This window comes from Verrucomicrobium sp. BvORR106 (assembly GCF_000739655.1).
GTDB lineage: Bacteria > Verrucomicrobiota > Verrucomicrobiia > Verrucomicrobiales > Verrucomicrobiaceae > Verrucomicrobium.
The window spans coordinates 44,749-58,437 of sequence record NZ_BATR01000167.1 but is presented as its reverse complement, the minus strand read 5'-3'; the positions used below and the strand labels follow the sequence as shown (position 1 = coordinate 58,437).

At 57.8% G+C, this 13,689-nt stretch carries 12 protein-coding genes; 8 read left to right on the top strand and 4 right to left on the bottom strand.

The genetic code is table 11. From position 1 onward, the window contains the following. Positions 1-7: 7 nt before the first annotated feature. Entirely contained in the window at positions 8-418 is a 411-nt protein-coding gene (locus tag BV106_RS30295; protein ID WP_051946538.1) for a VanZ family protein, read from the bottom strand. A 155-nt stretch (positions 419-573) separates the two neighbouring features. Here BV106_RS30295 and BV106_RS30290 point away from each other — a divergent pair, with 155 nt between their 5' ends. After that, the gene (locus tag BV106_RS30290; RefSeq protein ID WP_051946536.1) at positions 574-1,068 is read left to right on the top strand and encodes a RidA family protein; all 495 of its coding nucleotides are present in this window, start codon (positions 574-576) and stop codon (positions 1,066-1,068) included. Between the two features lie 86 nt (positions 1,069-1,154). Here BV106_RS30290 and BV106_RS30285 read toward each other — a convergent pair whose 3' ends face one another. The 3 genes from BV106_RS30285 to proB form a co-directional block, all read right to left on the bottom strand. Then, positions 1,155-2,597: a sulfatase gene (locus BV106_RS30285; RefSeq protein WP_265596228.1), complete on the bottom strand. Its 1,443-nt coding sequence runs from the start codon at positions 2,595-2,597 to the stop codon at positions 1,155-1,157. A gap of 74 nt (positions 2,598-2,671) precedes the next feature. Continuing rightward, positions 2,672-3,940: a glutamate-5-semialdehyde dehydrogenase gene (locus BV106_RS30280; RefSeq protein WP_038171119.1), complete on the bottom strand. Its 1,269-nt coding sequence runs from the start codon at positions 3,938-3,940 to the stop codon at positions 2,672-2,674. Between the two features lie 78 nt (positions 3,941-4,018). Further along, on the bottom strand, positions 4,019-4,801 hold the full coding sequence (gene proB, locus BV106_RS30275) for a glutamate 5-kinase (protein ID WP_038171117.1): 783 nt from the start codon (positions 4,799-4,801) through the stop codon (positions 4,019-4,021). A gap of 252 nt (positions 4,802-5,053) precedes the next feature. Here proB and BV106_RS30270 point away from each other — a divergent pair, with 252 nt between their 5' ends. The 7 genes from BV106_RS30270 (at position 5,054) to BV106_RS30240 (ending at position 13,652) form a co-directional block, all read left to right on the top strand. After that, entirely contained in the window at positions 5,054-8,065 is a 3,012-nt protein-coding gene (locus BV106_RS30270) for a tetratricopeptide repeat protein (RefSeq protein ID WP_265596227.1), read from the top strand. Positions 8,066-8,080: 15 nt separating this feature from the next. Further along, positions 8,081-8,983, top strand: coding sequence for a hypothetical protein (locus tag BV106_RS30265; RefSeq protein ID WP_038171113.1), 903 nt, complete (start codon positions 8,081-8,083; stop codon positions 8,981-8,983). Between the two features lie 50 nt (positions 8,984-9,033). Further along, positions 9,034-9,879: a MotA/TolQ/ExbB proton channel family protein gene (locus tag BV106_RS30260; protein ID WP_265596226.1), complete on the top strand. Its 846-nt coding sequence runs from the start codon at positions 9,034-9,036 to the stop codon at positions 9,877-9,879. An 89-nt stretch (positions 9,880-9,968) separates the two neighbouring features. Beyond that, positions 9,969-10,403 (top strand): biopolymer transporter ExbD, encoded by a 435-nt coding sequence (locus BV106_RS30255; RefSeq protein WP_038171112.1) that lies wholly within the window; start codon positions 9,969-9,971, stop codon positions 10,401-10,403. Positions 10,404-10,430: 27 nt separating this feature from the next. Then, positions 10,431-10,901, top strand: a complete 471-nt coding sequence (locus BV106_RS30250) for a biopolymer transporter ExbD (RefSeq protein WP_051946534.1) — start codon at positions 10,431-10,433, stop codon at positions 10,899-10,901. A 249-nt stretch (positions 10,902-11,150) separates the two neighbouring features. Beyond that, complete coding sequence (locus BV106_RS30245; RefSeq protein ID WP_051946552.1) at positions 11,151-11,609, top strand: biopolymer transporter ExbD; 459 nt, start codon at positions 11,151-11,153, stop codon at positions 11,607-11,609. Positions 11,610-11,888: 279 nt separating this feature from the next. Beyond that, positions 11,889-13,652: a prenyltransferase/squalene oxidase repeat-containing protein gene (locus tag BV106_RS30240; protein ID WP_081892460.1), complete on the top strand. Its 1,764-nt coding sequence runs from the start codon at positions 11,889-11,891 to the stop codon at positions 13,650-13,652. Positions 13,653-13,689: the final 37 nt, after the last annotated feature.

The window sequence follows — 13,689 nt, the reverse complement described above, 5'->3', positions numbered from 1 at the left end:
GGGATTTCTAGCGGCTAATCGGAGCGGCGACAAGCCTCTTTCCACCCACCCAACCGTATATCAGGGCCCCCAGGCCGGACGCGAGGAAACCACCCAAGACATCCGCCAGCCAATCGTACGGGTCATTGCCGGAACGGCCGGGCACAAAGCCCTGATGAAACTCATCCGACAAGCCCACCAGGGCACAGAATCCGATGGCGACGAGGGCTGCCTGCCACCAGGGACGCTCGGGGTTGCGAAGCCGGACACCCATGTAGAGCATCGTCGATCCAAGCATGAAGTAGGTGGCATGCATGATCTTGTCCATGTGGGGGATCTCTGGACCGGGCATGTGGGGCATGGGCCGGGAAGAAAGGAAGAACAGCACGGCAAACCATGCGGCGACACCGCAGAACCAGGGGAGGGGGCGTGAGAGCATCCCTCAAGAACGGCGGCATGAGGCGGGGTGCAAATGAAGAATCCGCTGCGCCCGATGAAGGGGCGCCTCCGGTTCGAGGACTGTCGCTGGGTGAAATCGTGTTTCTGCCCTGCGCCATGCTTTACTCAGCCCGGCATTTTTGCTTTTCTGCGGACATGTCAGCTGAAGCCAATCTTTTGCAATTGAACGTCGCTCTCCCCCCTGCGCCCACTCCGGTGGCCGTGTACAAGCCACTCGTGATCGCTGGCAATAAAGCTTATGTGTCCGGCCACGGTCCGATTCAGACGGATGGCTCGCTGATCGTTGGCAGAGTGGGGGCTGACTTGACGCTCGAAGAAGGGCACGCGGCCGCTCGTCAGGTCGGGCTGGCCATCCTCGCGACGCTCCGCAAGCAGCTGGGCTCTCTCGACGCTGTGAAGCGGGTGATCAAAGTCTTGGGCATGGTGAACTCTGCTCCAGACTTCTATGATCATCCCAAGGTCATCAACGGCTGCAGTGAGCTGTTTGCGGAGATCTGGGGCAAGGACAACGGAATCGGGGCTCGCAGTGCCGTCGGCATGGGCCCGCTTCCGGGAAATATTGCGGTCGAGATCGAAGTTATTTTCGAGATCAACCTGTCATCGTCCGACCAGATGGTAGACGACATCTAACAGCTCGGCCTTCTCTGCCGCTCATAGCGAGCACGCTGGTGGTTGGCGCGCATGCCAACCACCAGATGAAATACGCAGGCTGAAGATCAGTCTGCTTCAGTTGAGGCGGCCTTCTTCTTGCCTTTCCCGCCGCCTCCATTGCCCGTGCGGCCATTGGCATCCGCCTGATTGGTCTTGGGCAACCACTGGGCCAGCTGCGCCTTTTGCTCCGCATAGCGGGCATCCCCAGCCAGGTTCGTATGTTCCAGCGGATCCTTGGTTTCGTCGTAGAGCTCTTCGTCGCCGTTCTCGTACCGCGTGTAGCGCCAGCCCTCGCTGCGCACGGTGTGGTTGCCGAACTTGTAGGTGGTCAGGGCCGGGGTGGCCCATTCTGCCGTGGGATTTTGCAGCAGAGACTTGATGCTTTTCCCTTCTACATGGGCAGGCACGGGGATGCCGCTCAGGTCACACAGGGTGGGGTACAGGCTCATGAAGTCCACCGTGCGTTCGCAGACGCTGCCCGGTTTGGTCAGGCCGGGCACTACCCACAGGAGGGGCGCACGAGTGCTCTCCTCCCAGAGGGCGAACTTCCGCCAGTGCTCTTTCTCACCCAGATGCCAGCCATGGTCTCCCCAGAAGACGATGATGGTGTTGTCCCGCATGGGGGATTTTTCATAGGCGTCCAGCAGACGGCCGATGTTCATGTCTGTGTAGCTGATGGCCGCCAGATAGCCCTGGACCGCCTCCTTCCAGCGTCCGCTGGCCAGCATCTTGGCGTGGTCCCCATTTGGGCCAGCCATGCGCACGCCGGCCGGGGGTACATCAGTGAGATCGCCCTCGATGTGAGGCGGGAGTTCGATCTTGTCCAGCGGGTGCAGGTCGTAGTACTTCTGAGGCACATTCCACGGCATGTGAGGCTTGTGCAGACCGCAGGCGATGAATACTGGGCGATCGTGTTTTTTTCCGAGCTGCTCGATGGCGTAATCTGCGATCTGCCAGTCGCTCAAATCCTCATCTTTGCAGTCCAACGGGGCGAATTTGATCCCGCCCACGCCGTCGTTGCCTGTGGGTTTCGGGTCATTCTTCTTTTCGGCAGGGTATTCATTCCACTCGCTCTTTCGGTCGAATCCACCGTGGTAGATCTTCCCAGAGCCCAACACCTCGTAACCCGCTTTGCGGAAGGTGGTGGGAAGTGTCTTCTCTTCCGGGATGACCGGGCGCCAGTCGTCATCGTTGTCGTAGATGCCAGAGGTCGAGGGGCGGAGGCCCGTCATGAGAGCGGCCCGCGACGGATTGCAAGAGGGGGAGGCGCAGTAGCTGCGGGTGAAGCGGGTTCCCATCGCCGCAAGACGATCCAGATTGGGCGTCTTGCTCTGCATGTTACGGCCCAAATAACCGACCCAATGATTCAGGTCATCCACTGCGATGAACAGTACATTGGGTTGCTTGGGGGCCGCATCTTGAGCTTGGAGAGAGGCCTGGGATAAACTGAGAATCGCGCCCGCCAGCGACAGGGCGGCACAGAGGGGTTTCGACAAAGAAAAACGCATGCCTTCCAGACGAAAGGCATGCGTGGATGTTTCTGGGAAATTTGCTTTTGGCAGGCCGGAGCAAATGCCTGAAATCAAAGGCGCACCTGGCCGGTGCCGTTGACCAGATACTTGTAGCTACAGAGCTCTGCCAAGCCCATCGGGCCGCGGGCGTGCAGCTTGTCCGTGCTGATGCCGATCTCTGCACCGAATCCGAACTCGCCGCCGTCGTTAAAACGGGTGCTTGCGTTCCAGAGCACCACGGCGGAGTCCACTTCGTGTTGGAACCGGCCGGCCAACGCGGCATCTTCGGAAACGATGACGTCCGTGTGGTGGGAGCCGTAGGTGTTGATGTGCTGGATGGCTTCGTCGGCCCCTGAAACGGTTTTGATGGAGAGAATCTGGTCCAAGTATTCCGTGCTCCAGTCTTCTTCGGTGGCCGGTTTGGCGCCCGGCCAGACAGCGAGAACCTCGGCATCGCCCCGGACTTCGACACCACGCGGTCCCAAGATTTCCCGAAGGGTGGCGTAGAATCCTTCGGCACCTTCGCGGTCCACCAACACCGTTTCCACCGCATTGCAGGCGCTGGGTTTCTGGCACTTGCCGTTCAGAATCAGATTGGCGGCCATCTCGTGGCTTGCCGTGTGGTGCACATAGACGTGACAGACTCCGTCATAGTGTTTGATCACGGGCATACGGGCGGCTTGGACCACCCGCTCGATCAGTCCTTTCCCACCGCGGGGGATGATCAGGTCCAGATAGCGGTCCATCTTGGCCAGATGGTCCACGCTTTCCCGGTCGGTAAAGGGGATGAGCTGGATGCTGTCCTGGGGAAGTCCGGCCTTTTCACCCCCCGCCTGCAAAGCTGCTGCTAGAGCGGTGTTGGAGTGGATGGCCTCCGAGCCACCCCGCAAGATGGTGGCGTTGCCCGTCTTGAAGCAAAGCACGGCGGCGTCACTGGTGACGTTCGGGCGGGACTCGTAAATGATGCCGATCACGCCGATCGGCACCCGGACCTTTTGCATCTCCAGACCGTTCGGGCGCGTCCATTTTCCGAGCACTTCTCCCACGGGGTCGGGCAGATCGGCCACTTGCTCGATGGCTGCAGCGATGCCTTCCAGCGATTTTGGGTCGAGCCGCAGTCGATCCACCATGGGTTTGCTGAGGCCCTTCTGCTCTGCAGCTGCGATGTCTTGAGCGTTGGCTGCTAGGATGCTGTCGCGCTGCTCCCTTACTCCCGCTGCCATGGCGCGGAGGATATCGTTTTTCTGGGCCGTGGTCAGTTTGACCAGCTCATGGGAGGCTGCCCGGGCTTTGGCCCCCATGGCGAGGATGGCGTTGGCGATGTCGGACGGTTGGGACATTGAGCAGTGTTTGACGGGACTGGAGACGGGGGAGAGACGAAAAGAGACAGTTCTCCCCGGCGAGGGATACGCAGGGGATCAGGCTTTGGAGGCGGGCAGGGGGAATCGAGTTCCCGTGCCGTTGCCTTCCACGAGATCGGCGATCTGCTCCGGATGGCGTCCAGAGGCGATGATGCACTCCACATTGCCAGCCACCGCGTCGGCCACGGCGCGCAGTTTGGAAGCCATGCCACCCACGGAGAAGGCACCCTTGTCCTCTTGCGCCAGATGGAGGACCGAGTTCACGTCTTCCACCACCGGCACGATGTTGACTGCGCCGTCGCTCTTGAGATCCATCAGGCCAGGCACGCTGGTCAGAAGAATCAACAGGTCTGCGCCCCAAAGCTGAGCCACTCGGGAGGAAAGCTTGTCGTTGTCGCCGAAACGAAGTTCTTCCACCGCCACCGAGTCATTTTCGTTGATGATGGGGACCACATTGGGGTTCTCGAGCAGGCGCAGCAGAGTGTTCTTCACTTTCTCTGCGCGTTCTTTGCTCTCAAGGTCGGCGTGGGTGAGCAAAAGTTGCGCCACGTAGAGGCCATGGCCACGAAGATAGCTCTGGTAGGTGTGCATCAGGTAGGTCTGGCCCACTGCGGCACAGGCCTGCAGGGTCGTGATCTCCTGGGGACGTTCCCGGAAGCCCATGGCCTTGAGGCCGGACGCCACAGCACCGCTGCTCACGACAACCACGGCATGGCCGCGGCGCTTGAGTTCAGCAATTGCCTGTACCAGCTTGCACAACTGTTCCTCATCCATCTCTGCACGATCTGTGCGTGTGAGGATGCCGCTGCCGAACTTAAGGATGACACGTCTGCCGCTCATGACTGATTTTTTGGAATCCGCAGCATGGGCGAGACAGGCTCGCTTTGCAAGCGGAGGCAGAATGAGTGACTTTCCTTAATCGGAGTCTAATTCGTCTCTAATGAATTGCTGGGCCATTCGTTTTGAAATGCTCAAGTCCCCTGAAGGGGCGCGCGAAAAAATCGCTTTCTTTCAGGAAAAATAGCCTTGCCCATGTCCCGCCCTATCTTGCAAACTACCATTTGTGATGTTCGCCCTAGTGGCCGTGCGCTTATGAGACCGTTTTTCCTGCTCGCCTTCCTCTCCGTTGGTTCCGCCTCTCTCGTCTGCGGTCAAGCCCCTCCTCCTGCCCCTCCAGCAGCACCGGCCACCGCGCCGATGAATAAGGAACAGGAAATGGAGACCCTTTTCAGCGAGGCCCAGGCAGCATTTGGCCAGGGTCGCTTCGATGTTGCGTTGCAAAAAATTGGTGCCATTCACACCGCCACCAGCAACAAAGACTATGAAGCTGTCATGTACCTTGAAGGTGCAGCCCACTTCAATCTTAAGCAGTGGGCGGAAGCCATTAAGTTCTTCGAGGAATTCATCAAGAAGTTCCCGCAGAGCAACAGTCTCAATGATGCGAAGATCGCCGTCGGCGAGGCCTATCTGAACAGCGGGAATGCGGAAAAGGGGATTGCGGCCCTCAAAGAAGCTGCGGCTGTCCCGGAACTCCGGGATCGTGCGGGGTTGATGATCGCTTATCACCACAAGAAGGCCGGTCAGCCCGATGAGGCGCTGAGCATTCTTGAAGTGGTGCTCAAAGATCTGGCGGGTACGCCCTCTGCGGAGCAGCAGCAGGCCATCCTCATGGCCTCGGAGATATACGTGGGCAAGGGCGACACGGACAAGGCTGGTCAGATGATGGAAAAACTGCGCGCGGGAACTTCCGCTGATGAGAGCGTGGTCCAGCTCAACGTGCTCTCGCAACAAGTGGGTGATGCCATGCTGGAGCAGAAGCGCTACGGCGAGGCTCTCCGTGCGTATCAGAGCATGCGTCGCCAGGGCGAATTGCTCGCCATCCAGAAGTCGCGTATCGCAAAGATCGAGCAGTGGCAGACGCAGATTGCTGCAGGTGGCCGGGTGCAGTTCATGGGCAAGCTGCTCAGCAAAGAAGAGGCTGTGGCCCTGCTGGACACCAACAAAAAGGTCCTCGCTGACATTGAGGGGATCAAGGATTACGACGCCTCCATTATCTATCGGCTTGGCCAGTGCTTCTATGAAATGGGGCGCATGTATGAGGCCCTTTTGGCTTTCCAGACCATCTACAACGATTTCAAAGACAACAAGGATCGTGATCGCTGCCTCTTTGGCATGATCGTCTGCAACGCGGGTTTGCAACGCGCCGGCCGCGCCTATCTTCTCTGTGAGAAGTACATGAACGAGTTCCCCGAGGGGGCGAACATCGGGCAAGTGACGGACATGTTCGGCTCTCTGGCCTTCGAAAGCGGCAACATTGAAGCGGCCATCAAGGCGTTCGAGCGTGCCAAACTGGCCAAGGATGCAGACAAGGAGCGCCTTAACTACCTTCTGGGTGTGGTGCTTTTCGAGTCGCAACGTTTTGACGACTGTCGTCTTGCCTTCCAGGAACTGATCAGCCTGAACAAGACCTCCGCCTACAAAGACGAGGCCGAGTACCGCATCGCGCTGAGTTACTTCTTCCAGAACGACTCGCAGAAAACCCGCAAGGCCCTGCGTGAGTACGTCGCAGGCAATCCCAAGGGGCAGTACCTTGTGGATGCCAAGTACCGTCTGGCGTTCATCGACTTCCAGTCCGGCGACAAAAAGGACGCCATGGAGCAGCTTGAGAAGCTGGTCGTGGAGGCTCCCAACGATCCGAACGTGGGTCAGGTTTGGTCGCTCCTCGGCGATATCTACAGCCAGATGGTGGACGAGAATGGCAAGATCGACTACACCGCCAAATGTTTGGAGGCCTACCGCAGCGCGGTGGACAAGGCTAAAACGGAAGACGTGCTCAACTACGCGATCGACGCTGCCACCAACCTGATGGTGGACAAGAACATGTGGAAAGAGCTGACCCAGATGTGGTCCAGCTACTACCAGGCCAACAAGGACAAGCCCTCTGCCCTGAAGGCCATCTACTGGATCACCCGTGGGGTCGAGCGTGAAGCCAAGTCGTTGGAAAGCGAAGGCAAGCCCGACAAGGCCAAGGAAAAACTGGATGAAGGTCGCAAGCTCGTCGCTGGGGCGATGGCTCCTCATCTTGGCAATCCCGCCAACGAGCAGGTGGAAGTGCTCATCCAGCAGCTTGTGACGATGATGGTGCCGAAGAAGCGCCCTCGCGCAGCAGCACCTGCCACCAAGCCTGCGGCCGTGACGCCTGCGGACGCGACCAAAAAAGAAGGGGAGGCAGCTCCCGCCATGGCCGCAGACGCGACCAAGGCGACCGACTCCGCTCCTGCTGCCGCACCGGCACCCGCTCCGGGGCCGACGTTTGAAGAAGTGGAAGCCGACTTCAAGAAGCTCATGACTCCGCAAGGAGACGAGGGCCTGCTGAACGGTACTGCTGCCGCCCGCATCCTCTATGGTCGTTCCTTGATCGCCCGTGGATTCCGTGATGTGGCCAAGTATGAAAACCTCATGAGCATCATTCCTGATGCGGCAAAGATTGAGGAACTGAGCCCGTTGCTGCTCGCCGGCCTGGGTGAAATGCTGGCCAAGAAGGGTGACACGGAAAAAGCTGCTGCCTGCTTCCAACAGCTTCGCGCCAAGTATCCCAACAGTGAATTCGGCGACAAGGCTCCCGTGGGTCTGGGTGACATCGAATTTAGCAACAAGGAATACCAGAAGGCCCTCGATCTCTACAACGAGGCCATCGAGAAGTATGCCTCCAGTTCCAGCATCCTTGAGGCCACCCTTGGCAAGGCCCGGGCGCTGCTCGCTTTGAAGAAGTATGACGACGCTGAGAAGGTCTTCACTATGATTCAGGCCACCAAGGAATGGCGCGGGGCTCATCCTGCGGCCCTTCTGGGGCTGGGTGAAATCTACGAAGCGAAGAAAGACCTGAAGAAGGCGGTGAGCTACTATCAACGCATCATTCTGGCCTATCGCCGCGACAAGGGTGTGCTGGCCCAGGCCTACCTTCGTGCGGCCAAGTGCTTCATCGAACTCGCCGACAAAGAGAGCGCCCGGACAGTTCTCCAGCAGATGCTGGCCCAGAAGGATATTACGGAGTTCCCCGAGTTCAACGAAGGCAAGGCCCTCCTGAGCAAGACCAGCAACTAATTTTCCTCTCGATCCATGCTTTCAATCAAATCACTTTTGTTTCCGCTGGCTTGTCTTGCTCTCGGGGCTCCGGCGCTTCACGCTCAGGCTCTCGTGCTCAAGAGCAATGACCGCATTCCCTTCGGCAGTTTTAGCGTCGAAGGTGGCAAGGTCAGCCGCACGATCAAGATGAGCAATGGTGCCGAGGCCAAGGCCAGCATCAACATCACGGACATCGCCCGTCTGGAGTGGCCGGAAGTTCGCGAAGTGCTCGAAGCCCAGGCCATGCTCGGCGAAGGCAAGGCCAAAGAGGCCATCGAGGTGCTGGCGAAGGCCAAGGAGTTTTTCAAGCCCTTTAAAGCCATCCCGGGCAGCCCCTACAACGACATCTCGCTCGCACACGTCGAAGCTCTCGACCAGGCTGGGGACTTTGATGCGCTGATTCGTGTGCTCCCCGAAGTGGAAGCCATGAAGTGGGATGAGCAGAAGAAGCTGAAGGTTCGGATTCTTAAGCTCAACATGTCCCGCCGTACATCCGGCGACCAGGATGCCATTCTCAGTCAGGCGGAAGACCTGCTGAAGGACACATTGGATGCAGAAATTTCTGCCCGGCTCTGGATGACGGTGGCAGAGATCCATACCCGGAAGGAGCGGTGGGAAGATGCGCTGATGGCCTACCTGCACGTACCAGTATTCTACGGCAGTCAGGCTGCCTTCGTGCCTCAGGCGGAGCTAGCCGCAGCGCGCACGCTCACCAAGATGGAGCGTTTCAAGGATGCCGTGGGTTTCTACCAGCGCATCGCAGAAGCTTACCCCGGTTCCGAAACCGCTGAGACGGCCAAAAAAGAAATGGCCATCTACAACGGTCGTGACAACAAGCCTGACCGCCCCCCGACGGTTGGCGGTAAAGATTCCCCAACGAAAACTGAATCCAAGTAATGCAACGTCAAACCATGTATAACCTGCCCATGCACATCACACGCTCCCGCTTGAAACTTAGGCTTGGCCGCCTGTTGGTCTGCGCCACCCTCGCGTTCGGTGGATTGCAGTTTGGTATCTCGGCACTTCATGCAGAGGAAGCACCTGCGGCTCCAGCAGAAGGGGCGCCCGCCGGGCCTGTCGTCACGCACAAGTCCATGTTGCACAAGTTCAAAGAAGGCGGCTGGGTGATGTATCCCATTCTCGGCTTCTCCGTGTTGACCATCTGGCTCTCCACGGACCTTTGGATCCGTACCGGCAAGAAGAAGCTTGCTCCTGACGCGCATGTGAACGGGGCCAAAGACCTCTTCCGCATGGGGGACTACGTTGGTGCATATCAGCACTGCAAAAACAACCCTTCCGCCTTCAGCGATACGGTGCGTGTTTCCCTCAGCTTCATCGGCGACGGTCAGCATGCCACAGAAGACGCCATGATGGGTGAACTCAACAAGTTCAATGCCGCCACCACCACCCGAATCAACTATCTCTCCGTTATCGGTGTGTGCACCCCGATGGTGGGTCTGCTCGGTACGGTGACGGGGATGGTGACTGCGTTCGAGCACCTTGGTGCATCCGGCGTGGGTGATCCCTCCGGTCTCTCCGCAGCCATCGGTGAAGTGTTGATCGCGACGGCCTCCGGTCTGGCCATCGCTATCCCGGCCTTCATGATGTTCTACGTGCTTCGCAACCGCCTTCAGGGTTCGATCCACTATTGCCAGGACATCGTGGTGAGCCTCTTCCGCAAGATGCCTTACGAAGACCTCAAGGATTGCCATGTGGGTGAAGAAGAATTCTTCGCCGCCCGGCCAAACTGGGTGTCCGACGAAGACGCAGCTGCAGCAGCACTTCCCGCGTAATTGACTTTTGGTTCAGGCATTTCCTGCAGGGGCTTCGGCCCCTGCCCATTTGAGTTTTTCAGTTAGTTAACCCTTACCTTTTTCACACTATGGGCGGCGGCGGCGGCAGTATGGAAAGCGGCGAACCGGAGTTTCAGATTGCTCCGATGATCGACTGTCTTCTTGTCTTGCTCATTTTCTTTATGAGCATCACCACGGCAGAAGTGCTGCAACTGGACAAAGACATCCAGTTGCCGGCGGCTCCTGAAGCTAAAAAGAAGGAAAAGAGCAAGATGGCTGAAGGGGCTCTCAACGTGAAGTGGAATCCCAAGACCCAAAAGGGGGAGATCAACTTCGAGGGTAAGCCATACGATGACGTCAGCTCTCTCGTCGAGGTGCTGAAGGTAAAGAAGGCCAACGCTCCCGACTACCGCATCATCATCCGTGGCGACAGGCGTCTTCCAGCGGTGGAAATTCAGCGCACCATGAGTGTGCTGGGTGAAGCGGGCATGGATGATCTGGCCTTCTCGGCTTTGAACCAGTAACCCAACGAGTCATCTCACTCATCACATATGAGCGGTAACAGCAAAGGCCGGAAACAGATTGAAATGGAGCAGGTCGGAACTGGCTTCCAGATTGCTCCGATGATCGACGTGGTCTTCGTGATCATGCTTTTCTTCATGGTCATGGCGAATAGCGTGAAGGTGGAACATGAGCTGAAAACCGCCCTGCCGGGTGCAGTGACGGCAGCCACGGTTGAGGCTGAAACGCCACCGGATGAGATTCTGATCGCCATCTCGGAAGATGGCGCAGTGTCCATGAATGATGAGGAATTCGATTCGCCCACCGATACGAAGCTCCCCTCCCTCACGGACAGCCTTATCAAGCTGAAAAAAGACGCGGATCTTCGAAACAACAAGGTGCTCGTCACCCTTCAGACGGAGGAACAAACCAAGTATGAGCGAATCATCCAGGTGATGAACTCACTCGCCGCTGCAAGGATTGCGAACGTGACCTTCACCGTCGGTTCGGAAGAACTCTAAGAGAAGTTTGCGAGAAGGGGGGCTTGCCTCCGCTTTGTTCCGGTTCGCTCGGCTTATTCTTCAGACCCACCTTGCTTTGCGCAGGGTGGGTCTTTTTTTCAATGCGGATTTGAGACGAAGTCATATTTCCGCCCGGACATTCTTCCTTGCAGGTGTGGAGAAAATTTGGTGCAATGCCTGTGAGTGTGGAGTCTGTCCAATTTCTTGGACTACCTTCAACTGTTGAAAACTGAACCCCTTTTGTTCACCATGAGCAGTTCACATGGGCGCAGGCGAATCGAGTCGGAAGCCGTTGGCACGGGCTTTCAGATTGCCCCGATGATCGACGTGGTATTCGTGATCATGCTCTTCTTCATGGTCATGGCCAACAGTGTGAAGGTGGAGCATGAGCTTAAGACGGTGTTGCCGGGGCCCCCCAGTGGGATGGTGGTGGATACGTCGGAAGAGTTACGGATCGAGATCGCGGATGACGGGGCTGTCTTGATGAACGATGAAGAGTATGACTCGGCGTCCGATACCACGCTTCCGGCGCTGACAGCCAGCCTTATCCGGCTCAAGAAAGATGCAGATTTCCGTAACGAGCGGGTAGTCGTGACGCTTCAAACCGAGGAACAGGCCAGGTATGAACGGATTATCCAGGTGATGAATGCTCTGGCTGCCGCCAAGATCGCCTTCGTGACGTTCACCATTGGATCCGAGGGGTTCTGAACGGGGTGGGGGGATTTTGATCTGATTTAAAGTCGAAGGAACTGCCCGATTCTCCAAGTCGCCGGTGTTCTGATCGGGCCTCCTCAGGCATTGTCGTCCTTACGTGGACTCATTTCTTTCCGTAAACAGATGCTGGTTTCGAGGTCTTAGTTGGACATAAAGTGTCCAAATTGAGCAATGTCTCTTGCGTGTATGGATAAAAATTGATCTAATTTTGAGGAACGTTCTTGCTCGCGGGTGGTGAATTGAGTGCCGCGGCAGGCTCCAGCCGAGTTCCTCATGAATCCTGCATCCACTTCCCACCCGCTGCCTGCTGTCGAAGCTGACGTGCCCGCGCCGCTTCCACCTCCCTCCTCTGGCAGCGCCTCTGTACCTCTGGTTCAGATTCAGTCGTTGGACCCCACGGCTCCGTTAGGATCCCAGCCAGTGCAGATCCCGCAGTTTGAGAAAGCGACTCCGGCTTACCAGCATGAGGTTCCTCAGCAGGTCCACCACTTTGATGCGCCGCACTTCCACGCGCCCATCTCTCCCCCGGTTAAGAAGAACATCTTTGTCCAGTACTGGCGCAAGGCTGGCGGTGGCTCCTTCATGGTGAGCCTGCTCATTCACGCGGGCCTGCTGATCGGAGCCTATTTCCTGGTGGAGACCATCGTCACGGAAAAGAAGGTGGATTTCCTTCCTGGTGGTGGCAGCAAGCAGGGGGCGGAGGCCAACCAACAGCTGGCGCAGACGGTGCAGAACAAGAAGCGCAGCTCTCTGAACAAGAGCACGCCGATGAAGAAGGTGGTGAGCACGAGCGCGAACGCCGCGATCGCGCTCAACGACGTGCCGATGGAATCCATCGACATGCCAGAGATGAGCAGCCTGATGGGCGGTTCGATGGGCAGCGGTGGCTTTGGATCCGGTGGTGCGGGCGGTGGCTTTGGCAAGGGCATCGGCATGGGGGGCCAGTCGGGCTTTGTGAGTCTGCCACCGACGTTGAAAAGCCGTTGCAGCACAGCTGAGCGGCTTCAAAAGCTCAAGGAGAGCGGTGGGGTGGCAGAGTGTGAAAAGGCCGTGAGCACCGCGCTGGAGTATCTCAAGAGCAAGCAAAAGGCAGACGGATCCTGGGGCACCAACAACAAGGGGGCCATGACCGGCTTTGCCCTGCTTTGTTTCCTGGGTCGCTGCGAGACGCCTGACTCTCCCTTCTATGGAGACAATGTCATGAAGGGCATCATGTTCCTGATTGAGACCCAGAAGAAGCATCCGCAGAAACTGTTCTCCCAAGCCACGGCAGGTAACGGCCCGGTGTATGAGCACGGGATCGCCACTTACGCCTTGGGTGAGATGTACACCCTGGCTCGTATGGGCAGCAAGTCCCTCCCAGGGATGCGTGAAGCCTTCGAAGAAGGCGTGAAAGTGATCATCGACAACCAACAGAAGGGCGGGAGCTGGGTGTATGACCAGTCCACGGGATTCTATTCCCCAAGTCGTGAAGATCTCTCGGTGACGGGCTGGCAGTACCAGGCGCTCAAGGCCGCCAAACTCACGAACCTGAAAATCAACGGCTTGCATTCCTCCATCGACAAGACGGTGGAGTATTTGGAAGGAAAGCAAACCAAGGACGGCGGGATCGGTGGGACCAATCGGGAATCCCACTACAACCAGTGGAACTTGACCGGGGCCGGGGCTCTGGGCTTGCAGACGCTTGGCAACGGCAAGAAGTCCCAAATCAAGAAGGCCATCGATTTCTCCTACGAACTCTACAAGAAGGAGCCACCGCTTTGGTCGGATGGAAACAGCCAGCTCCTCTACACCTGGTACTACTACCAACAGGCCTTCTTCCAGGCCGGCGGCGAAGAATGGGACTATTGGAACAAGGCTGTCCTTCCGCAACTCCTTCAGAATCAGAACAAGGATGGCAGTTGGACGCACAAGAGTGCGGGAGCCGGTGGGGACAACGTCTATTCCACCGCTCTGTGCACCCTTATGCTGGAGGTTTACTACCGCTATTTGAAGGTGGGAGATCGCGAGCAAACCTCTCTGTTTGACCGCAAATAAGCGGTAGAATCGGAAGGGCCAATTTTCGACCAAGGGC